The organism is Marinobacter nauticus ATCC 49840 (assembly GCF_000284615.1).
In the GTDB taxonomy this organism is placed as follows: domain Bacteria; phylum Pseudomonadota; class Gammaproteobacteria; order Pseudomonadales; family Oleiphilaceae; genus Marinobacter; species Marinobacter nauticus.
On sequence record NC_017067.1, the window covers coordinates 1,540,915 to 1,567,145 of the forward strand.

General features: G+C 57.4%; 23 protein-coding genes. 17 read left to right on the plus strand and 6 right to left on the minus strand.

Annotation, left to right across the window (positions count from 1 at the left end):
- Window positions 1-67: 67 nt before the first annotated feature.
- The gene (locus MARHY_RS07090) at window positions 68-1,069 is read left to right on the plus strand and encodes an FAD:protein FMN transferase (protein WP_014421167.1); all 1,002 of its coding nucleotides are present in this window, start codon (window positions 68-70) and stop codon (window positions 1,067-1,069) included.
- A 20-nt stretch (window positions 1,070-1,089) separates the two neighbouring features.
- Here MARHY_RS07090 and MARHY_RS07095 read toward each other — a convergent pair whose 3' ends face one another.
- The 3 genes from MARHY_RS07095 to MARHY_RS07105 are packed head-to-tail and all read right to left on the minus strand — an operon-like array spanning window position 1,090 to window position 6,360.
- Complete coding sequence (locus MARHY_RS07095; protein ID WP_011785303.1) at window positions 1,090-2,649, minus strand: hypothetical protein; 1,560 nt, start codon at window positions 2,647-2,649, stop codon at window positions 1,090-1,092.
- Window positions 2,650-2,661: 12 nt separating this feature from the next.
- Window positions 2,662-5,151, minus strand: a complete 2,490-nt coding sequence (locus MARHY_RS07100; RefSeq protein ID WP_014421168.1) for a LamG domain-containing protein — start codon at window positions 5,149-5,151, stop codon at window positions 2,662-2,664.
- 3 nt (window positions 5,152-5,154) lie between these two features.
- The gene (locus tag MARHY_RS07105; RefSeq protein WP_226374416.1) at window positions 5,155-6,360 is read right to left on the minus strand and encodes a hypothetical protein; all 1,206 of its coding nucleotides are present in this window, start codon (window positions 6,358-6,360) and stop codon (window positions 5,155-5,157) included.
- Window positions 6,361-6,549: 189 nt separating this feature from the next.
- On the opposite strand from MARHY_RS07105, the gene MARHY_RS07110 reads away from it, so the two are divergent.
- The 15 genes from MARHY_RS07110 to MARHY_RS07180 all read left to right on the plus strand — a co-directional run bounded on the left by MARHY_RS07110 (window position 6,550) and on the right by MARHY_RS07180 (window position 21,676).
- A complete protein-coding gene (locus MARHY_RS07110; RefSeq protein ID WP_050999001.1) occupies window positions 6,550-9,228 on the plus strand; it encodes an HzsA-related protein in 2,679 nt (892 codons plus the stop codon).
- 22 nt (window positions 9,229-9,250) lie between these two features.
- The gene (locus MARHY_RS07115; RefSeq protein WP_014421171.1) at window positions 9,251-10,003 is read left to right on the plus strand and encodes an SH3 domain-containing protein; all 753 of its coding nucleotides are present in this window, start codon (window positions 9,251-9,253) and stop codon (window positions 10,001-10,003) included.
- Window positions 9,973-10,617: an outer membrane beta-barrel domain-containing protein gene (locus tag MARHY_RS07120; RefSeq protein WP_014421172.1), complete on the plus strand. Its 645-nt coding sequence runs from the start codon at window positions 9,973-9,975 to the stop codon at window positions 10,615-10,617. The genes MARHY_RS07115 and MARHY_RS07120 overlap by 31 nt, the downstream gene beginning before the upstream one ends.
- A 12-nt stretch (window positions 10,618-10,629) precedes the next feature.
- Complete coding sequence (locus tag MARHY_RS07125) at window positions 10,630-11,133, plus strand: TlpA family protein disulfide reductase (protein WP_014421174.1); 504 nt, start codon at window positions 10,630-10,632, stop codon at window positions 11,131-11,133.
- Window positions 11,134-11,152: 19 nt separating this feature from the next.
- Entirely contained in the window at window positions 11,153-11,389 is a 237-nt protein-coding gene (locus tag MARHY_RS07130) for a DUF4266 domain-containing protein (RefSeq protein ID WP_014421175.1), read from the plus strand.
- Window positions 11,376-12,536, plus strand: coding sequence for a DUF3570 domain-containing protein (locus MARHY_RS07135; protein WP_228703058.1), 1,161 nt, complete (start codon window positions 11,376-11,378; stop codon window positions 12,534-12,536). The genes MARHY_RS07130 and MARHY_RS07135 overlap by 14 nt, the downstream gene beginning before the upstream one ends.
- A 19-nt stretch (window positions 12,537-12,555) precedes the next feature.
- Window positions 12,556-13,107, plus strand: a complete 552-nt coding sequence (locus MARHY_RS07140) for a hypothetical protein (protein WP_011785294.1) — start codon at window positions 12,556-12,558, stop codon at window positions 13,105-13,107.
- A gap of 8 nt (window positions 13,108-13,115) precedes the next feature.
- Window positions 13,116-15,062, plus strand: coding sequence for a hypothetical protein (locus tag MARHY_RS07145; RefSeq protein ID WP_158011877.1), 1,947 nt, complete (start codon window positions 13,116-13,118; stop codon window positions 15,060-15,062).
- Entirely contained in the window at window positions 15,055-17,937 is a 2,883-nt protein-coding gene (locus MARHY_RS07150) for a tetratricopeptide repeat protein (RefSeq protein ID WP_226374418.1), read from the plus strand. The genes MARHY_RS07145 and MARHY_RS07150 overlap by 8 nt, the downstream gene beginning before the upstream one ends.
- The gene (locus MARHY_RS07155) at window positions 17,924-18,493 is read left to right on the plus strand and encodes a tetratricopeptide repeat protein (protein ID WP_014421179.1); all 570 of its coding nucleotides are present in this window, start codon (window positions 17,924-17,926) and stop codon (window positions 18,491-18,493) included. Before MARHY_RS07150 ends, MARHY_RS07155 begins: the two co-directional genes overlap by 14 nt.
- 15 nt (window positions 18,494-18,508) lie before the next feature.
- Window positions 18,509-18,820: a hypothetical protein gene (locus MARHY_RS07160; RefSeq protein ID WP_014421180.1), complete on the plus strand. Its 312-nt coding sequence runs from the start codon at window positions 18,509-18,511 to the stop codon at window positions 18,818-18,820.
- 133 nt (window positions 18,821-18,953) lie between these two features.
- Complete coding sequence (locus MARHY_RS07165; protein WP_014421181.1) at window positions 18,954-19,661, plus strand: MotA/TolQ/ExbB proton channel family protein; 708 nt, start codon at window positions 18,954-18,956, stop codon at window positions 19,659-19,661.
- A 25-nt stretch (window positions 19,662-19,686) separates the two neighbouring features.
- Entirely contained in the window at window positions 19,687-20,199 is a 513-nt protein-coding gene (locus tag MARHY_RS07170) for an ExbD/TolR family protein (protein WP_014421182.1), read from the plus strand.
- Window positions 20,196-20,696: an ExbD/TolR family protein gene (locus MARHY_RS07175; RefSeq protein ID WP_014421183.1), complete on the plus strand. Its 501-nt coding sequence runs from the start codon at window positions 20,196-20,198 to the stop codon at window positions 20,694-20,696. The genes MARHY_RS07170 and MARHY_RS07175 overlap by 4 nt, the downstream gene beginning before the upstream one ends.
- A 5-nt stretch (window positions 20,697-20,701) precedes the next feature.
- The gene (locus MARHY_RS07180) at window positions 20,702-21,676 is read left to right on the plus strand and encodes an AgmX/PglI C-terminal domain-containing protein (RefSeq protein WP_014421184.1); all 975 of its coding nucleotides are present in this window, start codon (window positions 20,702-20,704) and stop codon (window positions 21,674-21,676) included.
- A gap of 41 nt (window positions 21,677-21,717) precedes the next feature.
- Here MARHY_RS07180 and MARHY_RS07185 read toward each other — a convergent pair whose 3' ends face one another.
- From MARHY_RS07185 to MARHY_RS07195, 3 genes are all read right to left on the minus strand, one after another.
- The gene (locus tag MARHY_RS07185) at window positions 21,718-23,442 is read right to left on the minus strand and encodes a diguanylate cyclase domain-containing protein (RefSeq protein ID WP_014421185.1); all 1,725 of its coding nucleotides are present in this window, start codon (window positions 23,440-23,442) and stop codon (window positions 21,718-21,720) included.
- 80 nt (window positions 23,443-23,522) lie between these two features.
- A complete protein-coding gene (locus MARHY_RS07190; RefSeq protein WP_014421186.1) occupies window positions 23,523-25,322 on the minus strand; it encodes a PHA/PHB synthase family protein in 1,800 nt (599 codons plus the stop codon).
- 70 nt (window positions 25,323-25,392) lie between these two features.
- Complete coding sequence (locus MARHY_RS07195; protein WP_014421187.1) at window positions 25,393-25,749, minus strand: phasin family protein; 357 nt, start codon at window positions 25,747-25,749, stop codon at window positions 25,393-25,395.
- Between the two features lie 145 nt (window positions 25,750-25,894).
- Here MARHY_RS07195 and MARHY_RS07200 point away from each other — a divergent pair, with 145 nt between their 5' ends.
- Entirely contained in the window at window positions 25,895-26,215 is a 321-nt protein-coding gene (locus tag MARHY_RS07200; protein WP_014421188.1) for a TraR/DksA family transcriptional regulator, read from the plus strand.
- Window positions 26,216-26,231 lie beyond the last annotated feature (16 nt).

Consider the following 26,231-nt stretch of genomic DNA (forward strand, 5'->3'; position numbering starts at 1 on the left):
TAACAATTTGTAGGACGAGCGTTCGATCACACAACCGTTGCTATAAGGCAGGGAAACATTGAGAAGAATGACCTATTCGCGCTCGACTGAAAGCCTGTCGGTGGTGCTCATGGCATTGCTCGCATTGCTGGTGGCGCTTCCGGCCAGTGCCGAGTGGCACCGATACTCCGACACGGCAATGACAACGCCCGTTGAGCTTGAGTTCTGGGCTGATGAAAGCGTGACCGCCGATGTGGTGGCCCGTGAGGTATTCGATGTATTTCACCATGTCGATACCCAAATGAGCCGGTACCGGGCAGATTCTGAATTATCAGCGCTGAACCAGGAGGCTGGAAAAGGCCCGGTTAACGTCAGTGATGGTCTGTTTAAGGTGCTTCAGAAAGCCCGTGAGGTGTCCGAGCTGAGTGAGGGGGCATTCGATGTCACCTTTGGCTCGGTGGGTTACCTCTATGACTTTCGGGCCGGCAAGCAGCCAACGGATGAACAGGTAGCGACCGGGCTCACGCGGGTAAACTTCCGCGATGTCGTACTGGATGTATCCGGGCAAACGGTGGCGTTTCGCCAGCCGGGAATGCTGGTGGACCTGGGCGGCATTGCTAAAGGTTACGCTGTCGATCTGGGTATTGAAGTGCTTGAAGCCCACGGCATACGCCACGCCCGGTTGAGTGCTGGCGGTGATATGCGTCTGCTGGGGGACAAGCGGGGGCGCCCGTGGTATGTGGGTATCCGGGATCCCCGGTCTGGCAATGACAACGCGGTGGTGTTGCCTTTGGCGGATGTTGCGGTATCCACATCCGGCGACTACGAGCGCTTTTTTGTTGATGACGCCGGTGAGCGCGTGCACCACATACTGTCACCGAGCACTGGCCGCTCGGTGAAGGGAGTACAGAGCGTTACGATTATTGGTGACGATGCATTGACCACCGATGGCTTGTCCACCGCGGTTTTTGTTCTGGGCCCGGAGAAAGGCCTCAAGATGGTGGAGCGCTTGCCGGCGATCGAAGTGGTTGTGATCGACGACAAACGCATGATGCATGTGTCAGAAGGGCTCGCTCCCCCAGAGCAGTAGTAGAGGCAACGTCCCTGCCGTCAGCCGTTGATGGTGCCGTTGACCACATTGGAGAACGCAATCAGGCTGTCCTGCATGGTGCTGTTGCCCAGGCCGTGGCCGGTAAAGCGAGCGCCAAAATCACCCTGTTCGCCATGCAGTGCCATGTAGTTCAAAAGCACCGTTTGAACCAACTGGTTGACGTTATTGGCGGCCGGGCTGGAGGCGGTTTCCACAGAGGCATCTGAGCGCATGAAGCCAATCTGGTTACGGATGGCTCCGGGGCGACCGGCAGGGTTGTATACAAGGAAAAACGACGCAGCAGTCTGCTGATTGTCGCCGGTCCACTCGCCCTTGCCCCGGCCTTCCAGAGAGTCGTCAATGCGGCCGTTGCTGGATACAGAACCGTCACTGAATACGTAGAGCATTAACGGGATCTGCTTCCTCGCCGCATATTCCAGGCAGGCGCCCATGCAACGCCCAGCCTGTTCATCACGCCGCTCGCCCGTGCCCCGCTCGCCGGTGTGATAGTCGTACCCGCCCATGGTGATGGTGCCAGCCCCGGCATAGCCTTCCAGGACCAGCTTCATGACCGAGGCGGTTTTCTGAAACTCCCGGTTACCACTGAATTCGCTACTGGAGAAAATGCCCGCCGGACCGACAATGTCAGGATCCGCCACCGGATCCAGGGATGCCGGATTGCCAAAACGGTCCGCCAGGTCCGCACTCTTGATATAGCCACAGCGAACGAGTTGTTTAACCACGTCATCGGTGGAGATGTTGGTATTCACCCGGCCCATTTTGGCATCGCTGATGCGATGGATTGATTCCATTACGGCAACGGCGTCTTTCTGATCCAGGATGCCGATCAGGTCACCCACGTCTACCAGGCCAGTCACGTCGGAAGGGCGATCAATTTTGGTAGGGCGTACCTTGGGGTCGATAAGGTTCATCGGTGCGAGGGAGTTGCCGCCAGACTCCGAGCTCTGTGAGCCGACCAGTGACAAAAGCGAGCCATCCGCTCCGGCCATGTGAATACCGTACATCGGGTTGTGGGGATTATTCCCGGTATCGTTTTCAGAGCGCGCGGCGATGATGGCCCCGTTGGTGTTGGCGCGGGTGCCAGCGCTGGTGCTTTGCATAATACCCCGAAGGAAGCCGCTGTCCGAATGAAACGCCAGCCCCAGATCCGTGTTCACGAACGCGGGATTATTCGGGAGCATGTCGCCTGGCAGGCCAAGCTTGTTGTAGCCGGCAGTGCTCAGGAAATCCATCTGCCCCCCGGACTTTCCCATCAAGACATTGGAGCCGGCGATATTGGCGCCACCAGCCAGGTCAAAGCAGATGAAGGGAATTTTGCCGGCGCCATTCAGCGCAATACCGCAGCTTTCTTTCAGGTTCTCCAGATCCGGGGAGAGCGCGGCTGCAGCTTCGCGGGGATTGGCGAACAGGCTGAAAATGGAGGCCCCGAAGACTGTGGCGGTGCCCGCCATCAACCCTTGAGAAATGAACTCTCGGCGGGTGCGGGGTTTGCCATGATCATCGTGTAGTAGTGGACTACCGTTGGCCAGGGGCTTGTTTCTGTTTTTACGAATAAACATGATTGGCGTCCTCTACTGAACCAGGGTAGTCGCGCTGCCCAGGACAGCGGCACACGTTGCCTTGACCACCGTCTCGGTGCGATCTGCGGAGCAACCGGCGTCGCAAACCGTCAGGTTGTCGATTAGCTGGCCCAGCTCCGTTTCGATGTCGGTGGTGCTTGGCTGGGAAGCCAGATTGGTGCCAACGAACCGGGAGATCAGCGGGTTGATAATCAGGCTCTTGCCTCCGTGCTCAAAGGCACTGTCGGCCGGAGCCGAGAAGTTGAATCCCGGGAACATGTCACTTCGGAGCTGGCTGCTGGATACCAGCGCATCACAGTACTGAATGGCCATCTGGGTTACCGCCATCTGGTGCGACGACAGGAAACCCTGAATGTTCTCCACCGTGGGCAGTTGTTGCTTCACGGTATTGTAGGTGGCACTTACATCCGGATGCGTGGTGGCAACGCCGGTCATTCGGGCCATGGAGGCATTGATTTCATCAAAGGTTTTCAGACCGATTTCCGGTGACGCCGGAAGGTCTGCCGGCTCGGGCTGCGGCAGGGGCGCGGGCTCGATCCGGGCAAACTGGTTGCTGCCAATCTGATCAAAGGTCAGGAAGAACTCGTCAATTCCGGGGCCGCCTTCAAGCGCAATAATGGTGCCCAGAGGGGACAGTGGCTGGCCGACGCCTGGCTGGTAGAGGTCTGCATCCAGCAGGACATCGAGGTTGGCCCAGGCTTGCCCGACAGTGGCTTCTTTGCCGTTGATACCCAAACGCATTCCCCTGAGCGGGATATTCGAGGGCTCGACGCTGTCATCCAGGCTGATGAAAAACGGACTGGTGAATCGGTAGGCGTAGCTGTCGAACTGGCTGACTTCAAATACGATAAAGCTCTGTGGCAGGTCAATCAGGTGGGAGACCCCGAACAGCAGATAGAACTTCTGGCCCACACCCACTTCAAAGTTGGCCTGAATCTGCTGGGGTGTTAATGCACGGTTGTGAATGGCCACCATACGGATGGCCCCCTGCCACGGGGAATTACCGTCGGTTTCATTACCCAGCACCAGGGCAAAGCTGTCGTCCCACTCGGTTAGCAGTCCGCCCTCATCGGGATCAAGGTCGCCCGAAAACTCACCGTTGACAAAGATCTGTCGACCGGTCGCCGGGCTGTAGTTAACCACCACATGCTGCAAAGTCGCTTGCAACAGCATATCGGCATCCTGAGTTGCAAAGGCGCTGTTCTCGTCGCTGGTGGTGGAGCGATGCAGTACTTCGTAACGCTGGAGCGACTGGCTCAGGGTTACATTGCGTGTGGTCGCGGAGCCGGAATAGGTGACGATGCGGGCGTCTTCCTGGGTGATATTCCCGGGAGCTACCCAGGCTTCGATGCTGTATTCACCGGAGGTGGTCAGTTGGGTGTGGAGTTTTCGGCTTGCCGAGGTGCTGCCCTGGGCCTTGCCGGCAGGCACCATGAATCCTTCGCTGTTTTCTCCTGCGGGGCCAAGGTCAATGCCCCAGCCGCCAACCCAGTCAACGTTGCCGCTGAGCGTTAGATTGAGCGGTGGCTCAATACCGCTGGTGTCAAATGCAGTTTGCCCTTCACCCGCTTTGAATTCGTACAGGGCAATGACATTGTCTTCATAGCGACCGCCGGAGTTGGCCAGCAGGCCGTCGGCACTGAGCTCAACCGCCTTGCTGACCACCAGAGCAGGGTCGACAGGCGTTGCGCTCAGATCCTCGACCATTTCCAGAATCTTCATTTCCATCAGGTTGGCTGAGGCTACGCAGTCGTTATCCCAGCAATTATGGAAGTCAAAGCGCAGCCGCTGTACCAGGCGAGAGTCGGCGGGCACCGTGGCATCAATGCGGCTTCGGGCTTGGTCGTAGGCGGTGTTTACATCGGCACTGGCAATGTAGGGTGTCTGACCACCATCGCTATGGCACTCGCTGCAGTACTGTTCGAGCACCGGATACACTGTGGTGGCGAACAGGCCGGGCTCGGCCGGCAGAGAAATGGTGGCCCCCGGATCTTTCAGGGCCGGTGCACGTAACTCGACGGTTTTGGCCGAACCTCCACCGCCTGCCCAGTTTGTGATGTAGGTTGTCAGGATGTCTGCGCAGGCAGAGTTGCTGGATAACCAGCAGTTATGGCCACCTGCCACTTTGGTTACCATCAGGGAGTCAGACGGATCCGAGAGATTTACAATCTTCTTTGCCTGGGAATAGGCGCTGTTGACGTCCTGCTCATTAACAAAGGTGGGCGACTGACCATCGGCCCCGTGGCAGGACCCGCATTTATCCTGGGTAACCAGATTGTCCCAAACGCTGCGTTTGAAATTGGACACATCCTCGGTTGCCGGAGCCGGACCACTGTAGACAATGCCGCCTGAGTTGCCGGAGGTGTTGGGAAGAGATTCTGTAGACTCTCCGCCACAGGCCGCCAGCAGCAGGGTGGCTCCCACAACAACGAGTACCGATTTCAGGGCTTGCGCCGGTGTGTGTGCTCGCAGTGTCATCATCTGTTACTCCCCCATGCAGTAAACAGCGGATTCAGCGAACACCTGCTTCAGGTTGTAGCCCTGGTTCGCGAAGCTGACAACCATACTGTTGACCTTGGCCCGGTCGTCACTGTCCGAGGGTGGGCGCAGGCAAACGTTCTCGAAGACTTTCTTCACCTGACACTGGGCGAAGGCCTGGGAGTGGGCGAATTCCCGACCCAGGCTTTTGGCGCCGTTGCCGGAGTCGGGCAAGGTCGGATCCCAACCAAGGCGTCGATTGGCACCCTGGCGCCAGTAATTGTCCCAGCGGTCGTCAGGTGTGACATAACCCTGCTCAAACGTCGCCGAATTGATGTGATATTTGCTCTGAACCCGGGTTCCGGTTACCGGATCTGTCGTGCCGACGGCGTTGTAGACCAACCGCCCCAATTCACCGTCGGGGTCGTTGTTCTGGTCATACCGGTAGTCGTAATAGGCAAAGGCCTGGGTCATCGGATCCATGCCGGTGTGGCAGCCTACGCAGTTATTGAGAAAAACCCGGCTGTCTCCGCCGGGGCTGCGAGAGACATCCTGCCGAATACGGTCGGTGGACAGGGTAACGTCAGCGACCTGCTCCAGGTCGTTGCACATGTGGTTGATCAGGGTAAACCGGAACATGGCGCGGTTGGTGCCCGCGCTGAAGAATGCTCGGGCAGAGGCACGGGAGGTGATCACGCCGGCCGTGGCCGAAGATGGCAGTCCGTTGTAGCTGGACTGGCTGACCCGAATCAGGTTATCGCGCAGGCTGATGCCCCGGGATTCCAGTTCTGAGTAATGGTTGTTGTTGCTCACAGAGTAGGGCGGTAAACCGAGAGACGGATCGCCAATGTAGAGCACGTCTTCAAAAAGGATCTTCCGAAAATCCTGGTCGTCACGAACCATGCCGACAACGGTGGCAATGTAATCGTTGAGAGGCACGAACTTGGACATGGCCTCGTTGGTCCAGGGCGCAGCAAAGTTCTTGAGCGTGACATCGTAAAAGGCGGGATCTTCCATGGCGATGAACGCAGCGCCTTCGGGATTGGAAGGTATCAGGTCGGCCATCGACTGCAGGACGCTCTCGGATGGTGGAACGCCCGCAATACGGTCGTGTATCTGTTTGGCCTGTTCCCTGGCGCCTGCCTCAGCCAGGCTGGACCCCATTCCTGAAAGAACGATGATACTGCAAGCCATGGTCATCAGGCTTGTCATCCTGTTCCGGGCGGTCATGTCCGTATCCCTCAATGATGGTTAGCATCCGCACATTAATGCTTTTTGACAATTGTTAAAAGTTTACGACTTGCTATATCTTAAAAATTGAGTCCCAGGCCACGTTATTACATTGCGTTACGTAAAAGCTTTGGAGTGACAGGTTCGAACCGACTTAATTTATGTCATGGAATGTCATCCACCACAGGGTTTGTCACATTGGAAGTCACGTCATCGGTTCTCTCTGCTCGCTATCACCGTGGTCGGTTGCTGGCCTGTATCGGTGCACTGTCGCTGACAGGATGCCTGTCTGGCGGTGACAGCCAGAAGGCTGATCCGGTTGTGGTCGAGGAGCCGGTTGCCTACATAGAACGGCAGCTTGTATTCAATGAAAACACCGGATCGCTGGTTGAGGATGACCTTGCGAACCCCGCAGAGTTCAGGCCAGGCGCCCGCCTTTTGCTTAAGTCCAGCGCCGCAGCACGTTCTTCGGCAAAGGATATATCCTCCGCTGCATTTTCTGGTGGCACTCCTGGACAGGGGGGCTACGACGTCAAAGATCTTCACGTGTCCCAGGATGGAAACCGGTTACTCTTTGCCCTGCGTGCCCCAGAGATAGAGGGTGCCGACGATGACGAACAGCCCACCTGGAATATCTGGGAATACGATCGAACCGCGGCATCGCTTCGCCGTATTATTGATTCGGACGTGACCGCCCGCGCGGGTCAGGATGTGGCGCCGGCTTATCTGCCTGACGGCCGGATTGTTTTCTCATCCACACGTCAGCGCGTATCCAAGGCGATTCTGCTGGATGAGGGCAAGCCTCAGTATTCCGGCCTGGACGAGGAACTGGACAGTCCGGCGTTTCTGCTTCATGTCATGGATGACGATGGCCGCAATATCGAGCAGATCACCTTTAACCAGAGCCATGACCTGGACCCCGTGGTTATGGGCGATGGCACCATCATTTTCAGTCGTTGGGATAATGCCGGTCAGACTCGAAACAATGGTGTGAACCTTTATCGCGTCAATCCTGACGGTACCGGGTTGAGCTACCTTTACGGCCGGCATTCCCATGAGTCCATTCCGGAAGCCGGCGACATCCAGTTCCTGCGGCCTCAGGCACTGGATTCAGGCAACCTGCTGGTTCAGTTGCGCCCCTTTGAAAGCGACGACTATGCGTCGGTGCTGGCAGAAATTGATGTTGAACGCTTTGTTGAGGCCAATCTTCGCGTCGATGGCACTGAGGCTGTGGGACAACGCTCATTGATTCCGGGCATTCGCCTGAATGGAGAGTTGTCTCTTGGCGGGCGCTACGGGTTTGCATCGCCGCTACTGGATGGCACCGGCCGTTACCTTGTCAGCTGGACTCCTTGCCGGTTGCGGGAAGTTGCGACCGATCGCATTGTAAATTGTACGGAAGACCGACTGGCTTCTGACCAATATCGTCCGGCCCCTCCGGTCTATGGGCTCTGGCTTCTGGATGCGGCTGAAAGCACCCGCCGTCCGATTGTGACTGCGGTAGAAGGCGTCCAGTTTGACGAGGCCTTGCTGATGCGAAGTCGCCCACTGGAACGTTTTATTCCAGAGGCCCAGTTCCCCGGCGAAGCTGGCGCGTTGGCGGATGACGGTTACGGAATTCTGCACATTCGCAGTGTTTACGATCTGGACGGCTCGGACACCACGTCAGCCGGCATCCCCGCCATGGCCAATCCGGTGCAAACGCCCCCGGAGCAGCGGCCAGCAAGATTCCTGCGCCTTGAGAAGCCCGTGGCGATACCCGATGACGACGTACGGGATTTCGACAACAGCGCTTACGGGCGAAGCCGTGGCCAGCTAATGCGTGAGATCCTCGGTTATGTGCCGGTTGAGCCGGATGGCTCGGTGAAAGTGGCGGTCCCTGCCAATGTTTCCTTTGCGATCAGCGTGCTGGACGGGCAGGGACGAAGACTCGGGCCAAGGCATGAGAACTGGCTGTCCGTGCGCCCTGGCGAGACTCGGGAGTGTTCAGGTTGCCATGATCCGGATAGCTCCGCTCCTCATGGCCGCACCGATGCCGGCCCCGCGCCCGCCTGGGCCGGGGCGCCAACCACTGGCCGGCCATTTCCGAACACCGATCCTGCACTGTTTGCCGACATGGGCGAAACCATGGCCGAGGTCTATGGCCGAATCAACGGCATTCGCCGACCGTTACCGGATCTTGTGTACGAAGATGAATGGACCGACCCGAATGTGGCGCCATTGGGCGCGAGTTTCGCGTACGCTTACGGTGACCTGGACACGGCTCCGCCCATTTCCGGTGTCTGTGCTGGGGAGTGGTCGCCGAACTGCCGTATTGTGATTAACTACGAACAGCATATCCATCCACTCTGGGGTAAGCTCCGGCAGGAAGTGGACCCTGTCACCATGGACGTCATTTCTGATTCCACCTGCACCGGCTGCCACACTACCGCCGATGCAGCAGGCGCTGCTCAGGTGCCCGCCGGGCAGCTGGATCTGGGCGATGGCCCGTCACCTGCAGAGCCGCTGCACTTCAATTCTTATCGCGAACTCCTCTATCCGGACAACGAGCAGGAGTTGATGAACGGCGCCCTCGTGGATGTGCTGGTGGATTCCGGGGAGGTGCTAAGGGATGAAGAGGGCAATCCGATTCTTGATGCTGATGGGAACGAGCAACCGATCATGGTCACCGTGCTGGTTCGGCCATCCATGTCTGTCAATGGCGCTCGGTTCAGTCGATTCTTTGATGTGTTCGCAGCCGGTGGCAGCCATGAAGGTTTTCTGAAGCCTTCCGAACTGAGGCTGATTTCAGAATGGCTGGATATTGGTGGCCAGTATTACAACAACCCCTTCGATGCCCCGGAAGACTGATCCAAGGACTCAAGCTCGCGCCATGCCCATCGCCATTCTCATGATTTTACTCTTGCTCCCTGCCCAGAGTTGGGCCGGTGGGTTATGGGGCTCGGAGGGCCAGGATGTGGCCCGGGTGCAGGTAACCGAAGCCTATCTGTCCTGGAGGACGGGCCCGGCATCCGGATACCCGGTGTTCCATACAAGTGAGAAAGGCGAGTGGCTGACCATCCTTCAGCGCAAGACCAGCTGGATCAAGGTGATGGACTCCCGAGGCAGGGAGGGCTGGGTGTCGGTGGCGGACCTGGCTCAAACCGTGGATGTCACCGGAGAGACCGTGAGCCTCCAGGTTCCTGACCTGGATTCGTTCGGGAAGCGACGGGCAGAAGCCGGTTTGATGATGGGCGAGTTTGACGGTGCTGCCGTGATGGCTGGCTATGGAGGTCTTTGGCTGACCCGGAATCTGTCTGCAGAGCTGTGGGGGGCTCAGATTCTTGGCAGTGCCTCCGAGATTCGGATGGTTAATGGCAATCTGGTGCATCAGCCATTTCCGGACTGGCGGATATCGCCTTTTTTCACCCTGGGGATTGGCCATATCTGGGTTGAGCCGAAAGCGTCTCTCGCCCAGCCGGAGGAACGTGATAACAGCATCGGCCATGCCGGCCTTGGAATCAGGGCCTACATCACTGATCGATATTTCATCCGTGCCGAGGTGAAGGACTACAAAGTCTTCACGACCCGGTCCACCAACGAAGAAGCGACAGAATGGAAAATCGGACTAAGCATCTTTTTCTGAAACCGCTGTGCCTTGCGGCAGGCCTTTGCACCGCAGCGGCAGGACAGGCGCAGGAAGACCGCCCGCTGATCGAGCCCGACGTGACGCCGGTGCCGGTTACCGAAGCCCTGATCGATACCGAGAACTTCGAGATCGGGGCATTTGTGGGTGTGCTGAACATTGAGGATTTTGAATCGTCCCTGTTGTACGGCGGCAAGCTGACATACCACCTGAGCGAATCGTTCTTTTTCGAAGCAGGTGTGGGCTTTGCGGAAGGCGGCGAGACCAGTTTCGAGAAGCTGGCCGGAGATGTGGAGGTGCTGACCGACAGTGAGCGGGACTATAGCTACTACAACATCAACCTGGGGTACAACGTGCTGCCGGGTGAGGCGTTCCTCACAGAGAATTACGCCTTCAACACCAACTTCTATCTGATTGCCGGGGCAGGGGCCACGGAGTTTGCCGGCGATACCCGTTTCACCCTGAATGCGGGTGCCGGCTATCAGGTTCTATTGACCGACAGCGTGTCGGTGCATTTTGGGGTACGGCAACACTTTTACGACATTGATGTGCTTGGGGAAGAGAAGACCTCCGTCAATACCGAGGTCAGTACCGGGTTGTCTGTGTTTTTCTGAAATTAAGGAGGAATGGCTGTGAGAGCATCCATAGCAAGACTGGCATTGGCGGGTGTACTGGCCTGTGCGAGCCCCTTGGCCGCGGCTGAGGCCATTAACGTACCGGCGCCAGACTTTACCCTGGAAAGCCGCTCCGGGGAGAACCTGCGGCTGGAGGATCATCGGGGCGAGGTCGTTATGCTCAACTTCTGGGCTTCCTGGTGTGGGCCCTGCCGTCAGGAAATGCCCCTGATGGACGAGCTATACAGCCAGTACAAGGATCTCGGTTTCACCATTCTGGCAGTGAACGTGGATGAGAATCGGGACGAAGCCCTCCGTTTCCTCGACAAGGTGCCGGTCAACTATCCGATTCTTTACGATCCGGAGAGCTCGGTTAGTGAACTGTATGAGGTTCAGGCCATGCCAACGACGGTGATGATTGACCGGAACGGCAATGCCCGATATCTGCACTACGGCTACCAGCCAGGTTACGAGGATGAATACGAGCAACAGATTCGCGAACTGGTGCGCGAGTAACTTCTGGACGGTGCCCGCTATGCGAATTTTGTCGATCCTGTCGTCCCTGTCTCTGGTTGCACTGCTGCTGATGGCGACCGGCTGCAGCTCGGTAAAACCCTGGGTGAAACCCTACGAGCGTGACAATCTGGCGGATCCGGTCATGAGTCTGAGCAGGCATGGCACGGCTGACGCCTACATGCATCACGTCTATCAGGCCAGAGAATCCGCTCGCGGCGCTGAAGGCGGTTCAGGGGGTGGCTGTGGCTGTAACTGACAGATTTCGGGTTGCTGCACTCAGTTTGATGGCCCTGATGGCGTTACTCACGGTTCAGTCCGCCACAGCGGCGACCTTACCCGTGGACAAAGTAGACGTGCTCTATCATCGTTACGATGGTGGCGGCATGGTGATTGATGGCCCATCGGTGCTGGTCCGCAAAGGCATTGGCCCCCAGGTCTCATTTTCCGGTCAGTATTACGTGGATTCTGTGTCTGCTGCCTCGGTGGATGTATTGGCGACAGCCAGTGCCTACGAGGAGGAGCGCACAGAATACACCGTGGGTGTGGATTACCTGTACGACAAGGCCATTCTGAGTCTGGGTTATACCAACAGTACGGAAAATGATTACGAAGCCAATACCCTCTATTTTTCGGTGAGCCAGGAATTCTTCGGTGGCATGTCCACGGTCACCATGGGTTATGCCAGTGGCTGGGACGAAGTGGGCAAGGTTGGCAACGAGACCTTCAGCGAGGAAGCCGATCGTCGTAACTACCAGCTGGGCCTTAGCCAGGTCGTTACCCGTAACAGTCTGGTAGGCCTGGACCTCGAAGTGGTCACAGACGAGGGTTATCTGCAAAACCCGTATCGTGTGAACCGCTACATTAATCCCGACAAACCAGCGGAGTTCCTGACTCAACCGGAACGGTATCCGGAAACCCGAACCAGTACCTCCGTGGCTGTGCGAGCGCTTTACTATCTGCCGTATCGCGCCTCAATACGCGGTGAATACCGCTATTTTTCAGATACCTGGGGTATTAACGCCCATACCATGGAACTGGGTTACGTGCACGGGTTGAACCAGCGCTGGACCCTTGAAGGTTCCGTCCGCTATTACACCCAGAACGAGGCGGATTTTTACAGCGATCTTTTCCCGTTCGCGAACTCCCAGACCCATCTTGCCCGGGACAAGGAGCTCAGCTCCCTTTCAGGAACAACCCTGGCATTCGGCGCGGTGTACGAGTGGAAGCAGACATCCCTTCCCGGCATAGACCGCCTGCAGTTCAGTCTTTTGGTGGACTGGCTGAATTTTGAATATGACAACTTTCGGGATGTCACCGCACCCGGAGTGTATCTCCCCGGCGAAGAACCCCTTTATTCCTTCGATGCCTATGTCACCCGGGCGTCGTTGATTCTTGAATACTGAGCATGCAGGAAGAACGATCATGGCCACTTGCTTGAACTCCCGATTTACGGCGCTTTTAGCGGCATTGACCCTTGCCCTGACAGCCCCTGCCTTCGCCCAGACCAATCCCGAGGAGGAGAAGGATGGCACAGCGGTCGCCGAGCAGGTCGAGGCCCTCAAGAAGAAGGTCATCCGGCTTAACCGGGACCTGTTTATCCTCGAGGAGGATCTGCTGTTCCCGGCCAACACCCAGGTTGCGGTGTTTCTCAGCGTGGATACAGGGAAGTTTCTGAAGCTGGATGCGGTCAAGCTGAAGGTTGACGACGAGATCGTTGCCTCCCACCTATATACCGAGCGTCAGGTGACTGCACTCGAACGCGGCGGCATGCAACGGCTATACGTGGGCAACCTGAAAACCGGAGCCCATCAGGTGACGGCGTTCGTTGAGGGAATCGGACCGGATCAGCGGCCCTACAAACAGGCTGCATCCCTGGAATTCGAGAAGGGCACTGGCACAGCTGCGCTGGAGATCCGTGTTGAGGATCGCTCTTCCGATTACCAGCCCTCAGTTTCCATCGTGGAGTGGGAGTAAACCGCGTCGTGGGATTGACAGTAATCAAGCCGTTTCGAACGCTTTCGGTATTGTTTACCGGCGCTTTGTTATGGCTGACTATGGTTGCTCCGGCCCAGGCCGATGAGCCCCGACCTGAGCGGGCGAAGGACCTTCGGTACGGTTGGGCTCTGTATGAGTATCATCAGGGCAATGTCTTTGAGGCTCTGACCCAGCTGGCGGTTGCCCGTGAGCAAGGCGGTATCGAAGGACATGGTGATCACCCGGCTTTGGTAGAGGGTGGGCTGATGTTGTCCTGGGGCATGACCCGTGAGGCCAGCAAATTGTTCACGGAACTGCTCGGTAGTGACGGCACGGGTAGCACACTTTCGCCGGATGTTCGCAATCAGGCCTGGTTCTATCTGGGCAAGGTGTTTTTCCTGGAAGGTAATCGTGAGCTGGCCGGTGAGAATCTCGAGCGCGTGGATGCCGAGGCACTCGCTGAGGCCAACCATGACCTCTATCGGGAGTGGGTTTATCTGCGAGCACGAGTGGCCATGATGTCTTCGAGGATCGAAGACGAATCGAAGCTGACGTCGCTGAAGGAACAACTGGAAGACACGGACATCTGGTCCCTTTACCTGCAATACAATTCAGCCGTCGCCGCTCTGGACGCGGGAGACGTCGCGACAGCCGAGGCTGAACTGCAGACACTCATCGCCATCATTCAACAATCTGCCGATTCCGCCAAACCAGAGGCCGAACGCGAAGGCCTGTTGGACAGGGCCCGACTGTCACTTGCCCGGCTTTACCTCAGGGATGACCGGTTCGACGCGGCGCTTGAGATCCTTGGCGACATGCCGCTGAATGGCGTATTCGCTGACCAGGCCCTTTTCGACTATGCCGTAGCGGCGGCCGGGCAGGGCAGGCCGGATCGGGCACTTGATGCGCTTGATACGCTGTCAAACAGGAATCTGTTTTTGCCCTGGCGACAGCAGGTTCCGTTTGCCCGGGCCTATGTTCTTGAGCAGATGAGCAGACCGCAGCGAGCACTGTCAGCCTTCAAACAGGCAGCGGACCTCTACCAGGCCCGTATAAAGGAGCTGGACAATATCCGCAATGAGCTCAGTGAACAGAGCCTGATGGCGCAGCTCGACTTTACTCGTGACAGCGACGGGATTCTCACGGATTCCTACGGCCGTTTGCGGGTCCAGCCTTCCGATTTCGGCATGGCCGAAGTGCTGGCTTCGGAGACTTTTCAGCAGGCGCTTGCAGAATTGAACGAGCTCTACCAAATGCAATCCTTTATCGCCGAGCGGCAGTCCCGGTTTGAATCCTTCCGGATCATGCTGGAAACCCGCGAACAACAGCGCCAGGTTCGGATTGCAGAAACCCGTCGGGCGCTCGAAAACCAGCAGGCGGACCAGTGGCAGACGTTGCATGAGGAATTCAGGGAAACGATCGCCACTGCGTTGGCTGAAGACGACGCTCAATTCTTCATGACCGCAGAACAGAAAGCACTGAGAGACAAGCTCAACGAGGTTGAAGAAACTCTGGCGGGCTTGCCTGACGACGCCACCACGGCCAGACAGCGTGAGACTTACCGGAGGATGCGTGCCTACTTCGACTGGTCGATTGCGGATGACTATGGCTTGAATCGCTGGGCGGCGCAAAAGCAGTTGCGGGAGCTGGATCGTGAAATGCAGCACTTCCAGGCCCAGCGGCAGAAGGTTGAAGCCCTGATGTCCGACGGCGACCGCCATGCCGAACTGGCTCGGCGCATTTCTGCCAGCGAGCGCGAACTCGCCACCCTTGGCCAAGAGGTGGCCGTTGCATTGAGCAGCGCCCGGCGAATCCTCCTGAGCCAGGTAGACAGCATGCTTGTTGACCAGCAGGAAGAGCTCAATGGGTATCTGGTGGCTTCCCGCCATGCCCAGGCCAGGTTGGCGGACCAACTGTTCCGCACATCGCAAAACCCGGGAGCCGGTGATGAGTAACGGGATCCCAGGAAAGATGGTGAAAGGCCTTGTCGTGGCAGGTACGCTGCTCATGGCCAGTGGCTGTCAGATGTTACAGTCGATGATCCCCGCCGGCGATGAGGAAATGCCCAGGGTCCGTGAGGGCACCCTGGCCGCGCTTCCGGCGACTGAGACCCGTCAGGTTCAGGGTGTCGAGACTGGCAGCGGCCCCTCGGATGATGTCTCCATTGAAATAGTGATGGAAAGCTACAAGGCGCTTTTGCCGCTGGTGGACGATCCCCGCAAGCAGGTTACCATCCGACACCGGCTGGCCGATCTGGAATTTCAGCGGGCGGAGCGGAAAATGGCCGATACCGCTGTCGATGAGCTCGCCGGTGCTATCGAGGCCTACCAGCGTCTTCTGTCCGAATACCCGGAGCGCGAGGGCAATGACAAGATCTATTATCAGCTTGCCAGGGCCTGGGAGCTTCGGGGAGCGACGCCCCAGCAACTCGATACTCTGGATACTCTGGTCCGGCGGTACCCCGATTCTGACTACTGGATAGAAGCTCAGTTTCGCCGCGGCGATCTGCTGTTTATCGATGGCCGATACCGGGAAGCCGAGCAGGCATTCGACGAGGTTACCCTCGCCAGCCAGGAGCGGATGGCCGATGCCTCGTTTCTGGTAAACGCGCATTACATGAAAGGCTGGAGTCTATTCAAGCAGGCGCAATACCAGGAAGCCCTGTTCAGCTATGTAGAAGTGCTTGATCTGGTGATGCCCGAGGGGCAACCGGTGGAAGATGTGGATCGGCGGAGCCAGACCTTGATCGAGGATCTGTTCCGGGTCGTAGGGCTGTCCTTGTCTTACCTTGATGGCGCGGAAACCTTGCAGGCGTTGTTTCGCCAGACTGGTGGGCGCCCCTATGAAATCCTGGTCTATGACCGCTACAGCGAGCTCTTGCTGGAGCGGGAGCAATACGGTGATGCGATCGACGTCTTTGAGGCCTACATAGAAGACCACCCGGCGAGTCCCTGGGCGCCACGCTACCACATCCGGATTATCGATACCCTGGAATTGGCCGGTTTCACCCGTACCGTCCCCGAAAGAAAGGCCGACTTTGTCAGCCTTTACGGTATTTACAGCGACTACTGGCAGTCAGCGGGCCCGGATGCGATGGGTTTCATTGAGCAACAGCTGGAGCGGCTCCTGCCTGAGCTGGCAGACCGCCAGTACCTGTTGGCAGGGGAGGCCTCCGATCAGCGGCAGGCCGATGATCACTACCGCAAAGCCGCCAGTTATTACGCCGAGTTTGCCGCCACCTTCCCGGATCATCCCCGCACCCCGGAGCGTCTGTTCCTTCTGGGTGAAACCTATCTGGAGCTGGAAGACTGGGCGGAAGCCATCGCCGCTTTCGAGCGTGTGGCCTATGACTATCCGCAGGACACCGTATCCGGGCGGGCAGCCGAAGCCGGCTACGCGTCGGTTCTGGCATTCCGTGAGTATTCAATAACCTGGAACAGTCTATCCGTATCAGAACAGGCGGCTTATCAGGAACTGCAGCAGTTGAATCGGCTGAGGTTTGCAAATGCGTTTCCCGAAGACCCCAGGGCCCCGGCGGTGTATTACATTGCACTACAGCGGGAGTTTGACCGGAAAAACTGGGAAGAGACCGTCAATATGGCGGCCCGGCTTGTGACCTGGCAGCCCACGCCTTCCGCTGAGTTAACGACAGAAGCCTTCCTGTTCTCTGGCCACAGCCTCTCTGAACTGGCTCGGTACGCTGAGGCGGAGCAGGCTTACCGTGATGCCCTGGCAACCATGGCCGAGGATGATGAGCGAAGAAGCGGGGTACGTGAAAACCTGGCCGCTGCGGTCTATCGGCAGGCCGAGCAGTTGGCCGATGCCGGTAATGTGGAAGCTGCCGTCAGCGAGTTCCTGCGAGTCGGTGCTGTGGTTCCGGAATCCGCACTAAGGGCAAACGCTGAATACGATGCCGCCTCACTTCTGATAACCGCCAAGCTCTGGGAACCGGCCATTGGTGTGCTGACCAGTTTCCGAAGGGCTTTCCCGGACCACGAATTGATTGATACGGTCCCGGCAAAACTGGCGTTGGCCTATCGTGAAACGGCGCAGTGGGAGCGAGCAGCCGACGAATTGCAACAAATGGTGGCTCTGGCGACAACGCCGGAAGAGCGAAGAGAAAACCTGTTGATTGCAGCAGAGCTGTACGATCAGGCCGGAAACCGTGACAAGGCCATTGATACCTGGCGGAATTACGCCAACAGCCATCCCGAGCCGGCCGATGTCTACATGGAAGCGGCCAATCGGCTGGCTGAGCTCTATCAGCAAGCTGATGACACCGTAAAAAGAGATTACTGGTTGCGCAAGCAAATGGAAACGGTGGACCGGAATCCGGACGCGGCGGACGACCGCATGCGCTACCTTGCCGCGTCAGCCTCGGCCATTCTCGCCCGCGAAGCGCTTGCCCGGTATGACAGCATTCGCCTGACGTTGCCACTGAATGAGAGCATGGCTGCAAAGACCGATGCGCTTGAACGGGCAGTTAATGCCTACAAGAAAACCGCCAGTTACGGCCTTTCGACGTTCGCAACCGAGGCCGGATACCAGATTGCCCATATCTATGGACGCCTCGGTGCCGATCTGATGGATTCGGAGCGGCCCACCGGGTTGAGTGAGCTTGAGCTGGCCCAGTACGAGCTTTTGTTGGAAGAGCAGGCCTATCCATTCGAAGACAACGCCATCGATATCCACGAGCAGAACATCCGGCGGGCCCGGGAGGGCATTTTCGATGAGTGGGTCAAGCGCAGCTACGAGGCCCTGGGAGTCCTGCTGCCAGGACGCTACCGGAAGGAAGAAGTGACCTCGGGGGTTGTCTATGAACTTGATTAAGTCCGGTGGTCTCTGTCTTTGGTTGTTAGTTGGGTTGTCTGGATGTGTCACGGCCCCGACGCCGCCAGAATCTGATCCTCGGGCCGAGCCGGCTGTCCTCGAGGCGTCATTCCGGGAAGCGGTCCGGGCCATGGAGCAGGACAACCTTGCCGAAGCCCGGACTCGTCTGGAGCAACTGACTACTGACTACCCGGACAAGGCCGGTCCCATGGCGAACCTTGGCATTATCGCTTTCCGGGAAGGGGATTCCGATAGCGCGAGACAATGGTTTGAGCGCGCGCTGGCAGTCAATCCTGAGCATGTCCAGGCGTTGAATCATCTGGGCGTGATTGCCCGGAATGCTGGAGAATTCGATGAGGCGGAACGGTATTACCGAGCTGCGTTGGCGGCGGATCCGGACTACGCGCCTGCAATCCTCAATCTGGCCTTCCTGCTCGATATCTATCTGGGTAACCCCGCCGATGCGGTTGAACTCTATGAGCGTTATCAATCGGCTGCCAGCGAACCGCACCCGAGACTGGAAGACTGGATATTTGATGCGAAAAACAGAATCTGATTTGGATAGGTTGATATGAAACATCTTGCGCCGATTATTCTGGCCGCTTCCGCTCTGATAGCTGCGGCGCCCATGCTTTACGCCCAGGACACCCCGGGTGTGGTAACCATCGAAGGTACCCGCATTCGTGGCGACCAGGAAGTGCCCACGGTCATGTATCTGGTGCCCTGGCAACCACCGGAAAATGAACAACTTCGGGCGCCAGACGAGCGGCTCATGGTTAATCAGGGGATTGCGCCGCTGGAACGATATGAATTCCAGAGGCTGGTGCAATACCACAACGAATTCCTGAAACAGACACAACCGGCAGATGAATCGTCGGAGTGAGACATTCCTCACATCTGCTCTGTGTTCTTGCGCAAAAATAAACAAACCCTCACACAGACTTGCGCGAACTTACCCTGTCCGGGCGAGCTCGCGAATAGACTGATCTGAAAACGGACCATGGAGTGCCCAGAAAATGATCGATACCGCCGTTCGCTTCTTCCAGGAAGGTGGCTTTTTTATGTTTCCGATCGCCGTTGTGCTGATCATCGGACTCATTGTTGCCATTGAACGTTACGTCTACCTTTCCGCCCAGAAACTGACCAACCGTCGGGATTTCAACCGCCTGCACCAGATGATTGCAAAGCGCGATCTGAGGGGCGCCCTGAATTACACTCAGGAGTCCGGTAGTGCCATGTCCACCATGATCGGTTTCGGCCTTCAGCGCCTGGCCCGCCGCCAGGGTCGCGAAGAGATCGAATACGCCATGGAAGAGGGGTTGCTGGATGTTATGCCTCGGCTGGAAAAGCGCACACAGTACCTGGCAACACTGGCGAACATCGCCACGCTGCTGGGCCTGCTTGGTACCATTATCGGTCTGATTGCCGCCTTTACCGCAGTAGCCGCAGCGGATCCGGCCCAGAAAGCGAGCCTGTTGTCCCAGAGTATCTCGGTTGCCATGAACACCACCGCCTTCGGCCTGATGTCCGCCATTCCGATGCTGCTGATCCATTCGCTGCTTCAGACCAAGACCAACGAGATTGTTGACAGCTTCGAGATGGCCGGCATCAAGGTGCTGAACCTTCTCAGCGATGGCTCAGGCAGCAAAGCCGCGGTTCAACCACAGGGTCAGAATGCCGCCGCGCCGGCACAGGTAGCGACTCCGGCCGGTAGCCCGGCCTGATAACCAGCCAGAAGGATGTCAGGCCATGAGACGGAAACATCGTCGCCTACAGAGTGAGGCCGATCTCGACATCACGCCCTTCATGAACCTCATGATTGTGCTGGTGCCGGTACTGCTGCTGAACATGGTGTTCGCCCACACCAGCGTTCTGGAACTCAACTTTCCGACCGGCGAGAGCCTGTCGGCAGAGCAGGCTGAAGAACTGCAGATCCAGGTTGTGATCTATGAAGATCGGCTGGTTGTTGCAGATAACCAGGGCGGCGTCATCAAGGACATACCCCGGCGTGAGGGCGAGTATGATTTTGCTCTGCTCAAGGATGTCATGAAAGAGATCAAGAGTCGGGTGCCGGACAAAAAGGATGTGATCATCATGCCGTCCCGGCAGACCTCTTATCAGTCTCTGGTTTCCGTGATGGATACGGTGCGCTCCTATGAAGCCGTAGTGGCTGGCAGTGTTGTCGAGGCCGAATTGTTCCCCGAAATCTCCCTCGGAGATGCACCTGCCCAGACCTCGGGCACCGCGGAGGTAAGTTCATGAAAGAATCCGCGAAAGCCCGTCGTCTGAAACGGCATTACCGGCGCAACAAAAGCCAGGGAAAAATGAACCTGGTGTCGCTGATGGATATTTTTACCATCCTCGTGTTCTTCCTGATGGTGAACTCTTCGTCTGACGTACAGGTACTCAACCAGAACAACACCATCAAATTGCCCGATTCGACTGCCCAACAACCCCCGGGTGATGTACTGGCACTAACCGTGACCGACCGGGATATCCTGGTGAACGGCCGGCTGGTGGTGAAACGCGACGCGTTCCAGACCTTCGAGGGGCAGGTTGAGCCATCGCTGAAGCAGGAGCTCGACTACCAGGCCAGTCGTTCGTCGGCGCCAGCACCGGAGGCAGGTCGCCCCATTACCATTCTTGCGGACCGGGAACTTCCTTACGAGCTGCTCAAGAAAATCATGTCCACCTGTGTGGACGCCGGTTATGCCAGCATTTCCCTGGCGGTTAATCAGCGCACGGAACAGGGGGCCTGAAGCTAATGGATTATCGCTACGGATTGCCCTGGAATCAGGAGAGGGGAGAGCGCAAGAGACTGTTTGCAGCCGCGGTTGTCGTGGTGCCCCTGTTTCTGATTTTCGCGGGCTATGTGAGTTGGGTTGAGTTGCCGGAACAGGATCGGCAGGAACAGGAAGCCTTGCCGCCTCAGTTGGCGAAGCTGATTGTTGAGAAAAAGGAGCCACCCAAGCCGATATTGCCAGAGCCCGAGCCGCCAAAGCCTGAGGAAAAGCCGGTGGAGCAGGCGAAGCCTGAGCCAAAACCCGAACCCGCTCCAGCGCCGGTTGTTCCAGAACCGGAAGTGGCTGAAAAACCGGAACCAGAGCCCAAACCGGAAGAAGTGGCCAAGGCTCGGGAAAAGGCGAAAAACACCGGGATTCTTGCCATGGGCAAGGAGCTGTCGAAGATCAGTTCGCTGGCAGAATCGGTCAAACTGGATAGTCCGGTTACCAATACGGCCGAGCCGATCGCCAGGAAGACCGGTGATACCCTGGCTTCCCGTGCTACCGAAAACACCCGCAGTAGTGGTGTGAATGAAACCGCTTTGAGCCGGGAAACCCGTGAGCTTGCCCTGGCAGAACGGGAGCGCGCGGAGGTGGCCGAGGCGGAACGTGTGGCTGCGGTAAAAGAGACGGTGCGCAGGGAGCAGCAGGAAACTGCCTCGAAATCGCGTAGCCGGGAGGAGTTGCGCCGTACCATGGATGCCAACAAGTCCGCCATTTACAGCATCTACAATCGCGAGCTGCGCCGAAAACCCTCGCTGCAGGGCAGTATCACGCCCGAACTGGTTATCGAGCCGAATGGTGCGGTGTCCAGTTGCTCGGTTGTGGAGTCAACACTCAACGAACCGGCACTTGAGAACAAGATCTGCAACCGGTTGCGGTTGGTAGACTTTGGAGCACGACCAGGAGTCGACAAGACCACCATTCGTTATCCGATCGAGCTGTTGTCGAGCTGACGGTTGGCTCCGGTTCAGGGGTGGTGAAGGATCGCTCCTGATCAGGCGCTTTCGACAGTGTGGGGCGCAAACAGCTTGTAGCGGTTTCGCCCCTCCCGCTTGGCACGATACATGGCGATGTCGGCGCCGTTGATCAGTTCCTGAACGGTGGTACCGTCTTCCGGATACAGGCTGATGCCAATGCTTGAACCCACGTTTATCTGGTTGCCGTTGATCTGATAGGGCCGTTTGTTTGCTTCAATCAGCCTGTCGGCCACGGCAAACACGTCGGATAGCCGTTCCATCTCCGGTAGCAGCACAATAAACTCGTCGCCTCCAAGTCGGGCGAGTGTGTCGTCTTCCCGCAGGCAGTCTTTTACCCTGGTAGTGAACTTAAGCAACAGGTCATCCCCCACCGCATGGCCCAGGGTGTCGTTCACTTCCTTGAAACGGTCCAGATCCATAAACATCACTGCAAGCAGCATTTCCTTGCGATGGGCATGGCGAATGGCGTGCTCCAGCCGGTCTTCCAGCAATCGTCGGTTCGGCACACCGGTGAGGGCATCGTAGTAGGCTAGCTGTCGGATCTGTTCCTCGTTCCTGCGATTTTGCGTGATATCCGTGAACAGGCCCGCGTAATGTGTGGTATTGCCGTCATCGTCGGTGATTGCGGTGATGGTCAGAAGTTCCAGATAAAGCTCACCGGTTTTTCGGCGATTCCAGATTTCTCCGCGCCAGTAGCCGTGGGTTTCCAGGGAATTCCACATGCGCCGGTAGAACTCGCTGTCGTGGCGCCCGGATGAGAGCAGATCCGGTGACCGACCGATGACCTCTTCGGCGGTATAACCGGTCAGTTGGGTGAATGCCGGGTTGACGAATTCAATGCAGACGTCTTTGTCGGTCACCATTATGCCTTCAAAAGACGATTCAATGACCCGCTCCGCCAGTTGCAGGGTTCGCCTCGATTTGGCCAGGGCCTGATCCCTTTGTTCGAGGGCTTCGCGAAGATCGTCCAGATACATTTGCTCAGCGCCGGTCAGCATGTCGTGATAACCGATCAGGCCGGTAACCTCTCCAAGCTGATTGACCACGGCAAGATGGCGGATGCGATGATCTATCAGCAGATCGCGGGCGTGAATCAGCGGGTCTTCTTCGTTTACGGTGAGCAGAGGCCGGGTCGCCAATTCATTGACCAGGGTGTTGCTGGTGTGGCGTGCAATAAACCGGACCATATCCCGCTCGGTCAGAATCCCCAAACCTTCTTCGTCGCAATCGACCACCACCGCATCGGCATGATGGCGATGCATGTAACTGGCCACTTCCGCCAGAGACTGGTCGCCCCGAACCACCAGTGGCGGGCGCGGTACGGCCGCCCTCACTTCCCGCAGTCGCAAGTAGGGTTCCAGGCCCTGGTTGAGGGCCAGGTCGGTCTGGGAAAGGATCCCGACCGGTTTGCCGCTACTGTTAGTCACCAGAAAATGGCGTTTTCCGGTATCGCGTAAACGAACCGCGGCTTCACCGGCATCGAGTGTCTCGGGTAAGGACAGCACAGGTGAGCTCATCACTGTACTTACCGGCTGTTGGAATGTTTCGGGATCTGTAAAGTCGATCGCCAGGGCGTCATGTTCTGTCCAGATACCAACAACCGTTCCGCCATCGGTAATCAAAATGGAACTGACCGAGGTTTCGGACATCCGGGCAGCCGCATCGGCAATGGTTGTGTCCAGCTCACACTGAAGCAGGACGCCCGTGTGCATAATGCGTGATATCGGAAGCGGCTGCCCCATGGGCACTCCTGTTATTCTTGGTCGGTCTGTTGCGAAGAATTCGGTAAAAGTGAACCCTCGCTCATTTATATTGAAGTCTATCAACCCCCGGCTTCCGATGCCTTAACTTTTACGTAGCTTCCAGGCGCGTCCTCAATCGCCTCAAGCGGGCCTTCCCCGGGCTGACGGGGCTGAACTTGCTCTCCCTCGAATGTCACCAGCCATTCACGCCAGTGTGGCCACCAGGATCCAGGGTGATGTTCTGCGCTATCAAACCAGTCATCCGGCGAGCCTGGCAATTGGTTATTGGTCCAGTACCCGTATTTTTCCTTGTAAGGGGGATTAATGACCCCGGCAATATGGCCGGAACCGGACAGAACGAATCGCACATCGCCGCCGTAAACCCCGGCGCCCCGATAAGTCGTTTTCCATTTAGCGATATGGTCCTGGCGGGCGGAAAGGAAGAAGGAAGGTACCCTGATGGCGGAAAGATCAATGCTTTCACCCGCAATCGTGAGGGCATCCGGCTGCACCAGTCGGTTATGCAGGTACATTTCCCGAAGGTAGTAGCTGTGCATTCTGGCGGGGAGGTTGGTGCCGTCGGTATTCCAGTACAGCAGGTCGAAGGCTTTGGGTTTCAGGCCTTTGAGGTAGTTGTTGGTCCAGTAGGACCAGAACAGATCGTTTTCCCGCAGCAGATTGAAGGTAAAGGCCATGGCCCGGCCATCCAGGTAGCCTTTGCGCTCCATGGTTCGTTCGATACCGCGGATTGAGTGATCGTTAATGAAGACGCCGATGCCGCCGGGGTCTGAAAAATCCAGCAGGGTTGTCAGATAGGTGGTGCTGACGATCGGGTTACGTTGTTTTTTTGCCAACCAGGCCATCGTGGTTCCGAGCAGGGTGCCGCCAATGCAGTAGCCGATGGCATTCATCTGTTGCTCGCCGGTCGCTTCAGTTACAGCATCAATGGCAGCCAGCGGGCCCAACGTCATGTAGTCGTCCCAGCCCCGGTTTTTCTGGGCTGGCCCGGGATTCCGCCAGGAAACCATAAACACCGTCTGGCCCTGGTCTACCAGCCAGCGAATGAAGGAATTGCGTTCGGTGAGGTCGAGAATATAGAACTTGTTGATCCAGGGGGGGACGATCAGAAGCGGGCGCCGGGCCACGGTTTCAGTTGTTGGCGAGTACTGGATCAATTGCATCAGTTCATTCTGGTACACCACTTTGCCGGGCGTTGTTGCCAGGTTGCCGCCCACCTCGAAGGCCGAACGGTCGGTCATGGCGACGTTGAACAGATTCGGGTTCTGCCGGATATCGTCTACCAGGTTGCGGGCCCCATCCACCAGATTCATGCCCTTTCGCTCCCAGGTTATCCTGAGGACTTCCGGATTGGTCAGCGGGTAGTTGGAAGGTGAAAGCGCGCTCGTCAACTGGCGGGCGTAGAACAGCATCTGGTCGCGACTCGGGCCGGGGAGCCCCTCCATACCTTCAACCCAGTTCAGGAAGGCGCGGGAGTTGATCAGATAGGCCTGCTGGAGCACATCAAACGACAGATGCCGGTGCCAGTCCTCCGCTAGGAAGCGCCGGTCGTCCGGGTCCGGTTCGGCGACCGGTTCCATCGGTTTGCCGGTGAGTCTGGTCAGGGTGTAGCGAGCCAGCCCCAGATGTTTGCGGGCAAGATCGATTTCTGCACTGGCGAACCGGAGCGGGTGCAGCAGCAGATCTTCGGCCATGGTTCGATAGGCGTCCGAGATTTCGCTCAGCGTCGAGAGTTTGGTGTCCTCCATCATCCCGGTGTCGCCGAGCCATTTTTCCAGCTGTTGCTGGCCCTGGCGGACGTTGTCCTCGAAGGTTTTCACCAGATTAGTGGCGGTTTTGCTCACGAAATCCAGACCGAACATAGGGCTCTCCTGCCGCTGAATAAAAAACGGCCGGAATGGATACCATTCCGACCGGTTTTGGTCCTGCCTTTCAGGCTGCAGATTTGGAACCGCTGGCCTTGGCGGTTGGTGCCTTCTCTTTGGCAGGTTCGCTCGAATCCTGTTCAAAGGCTTTCTGTATCTGGTCACGGGTTTCGCTGAAGTAATCCTGCCAGGCTTTCCAGTCCTGGGTGAACTGGTCACTGAGGGATTTGAGGGTCTCTGCCTGGTCGGTGGTCAGTTGCTTCAACCCATCCAGATCGCGAACTTCGGCGACTTTTCGAGCCTGGTCCATGGCGACATCGGCATAACGACGAAACGCATTCATCTGCATTTCGGCGGCCTTGCTGAACTGGGTGAAAAGGGTTTCGTTGAGGCGGTTGGCCTTGTTGATCATATCCTGATTCATTCGTTACAACTCCTTTGTAGTGATTGTCGGAACAGGTAGTTTAGCTCAGCTTCGATGACATGATTTTGACAGGCGTCAAACCGGCTTTCACCCTATCTCCTAGTCTATAGTTAATTCGATAACAGATAGATCCGGGAGACATCCGATGGCAAACCGAAAATCCGAGCTGGAAACCCTGAAAGCAGACCTTGAAGCCAGGCTGTCCCGCTACCAGGCGCATCAGCGCAGGGAAGCGGGGGCACTGGAAAAGGATTTCGAAGAGCAGGCGAGCCAGACCCAGAACGATGAGGTAGTGGATTCCCTGGAAGCGGAAACGCGATCGGAACTCCAGCAGATTGATCACGCCCTGGAGCGGATAGACCAGGGCGTCGGCAACGAATGCGAGCAGTGTGGTAACGACATCGATCCCAGGCGGCTTCAGGTATTGCCGTATACCACGGTTTGTGTAGATTGCGCGTCAGACTGACAACCTGGATGCAAAA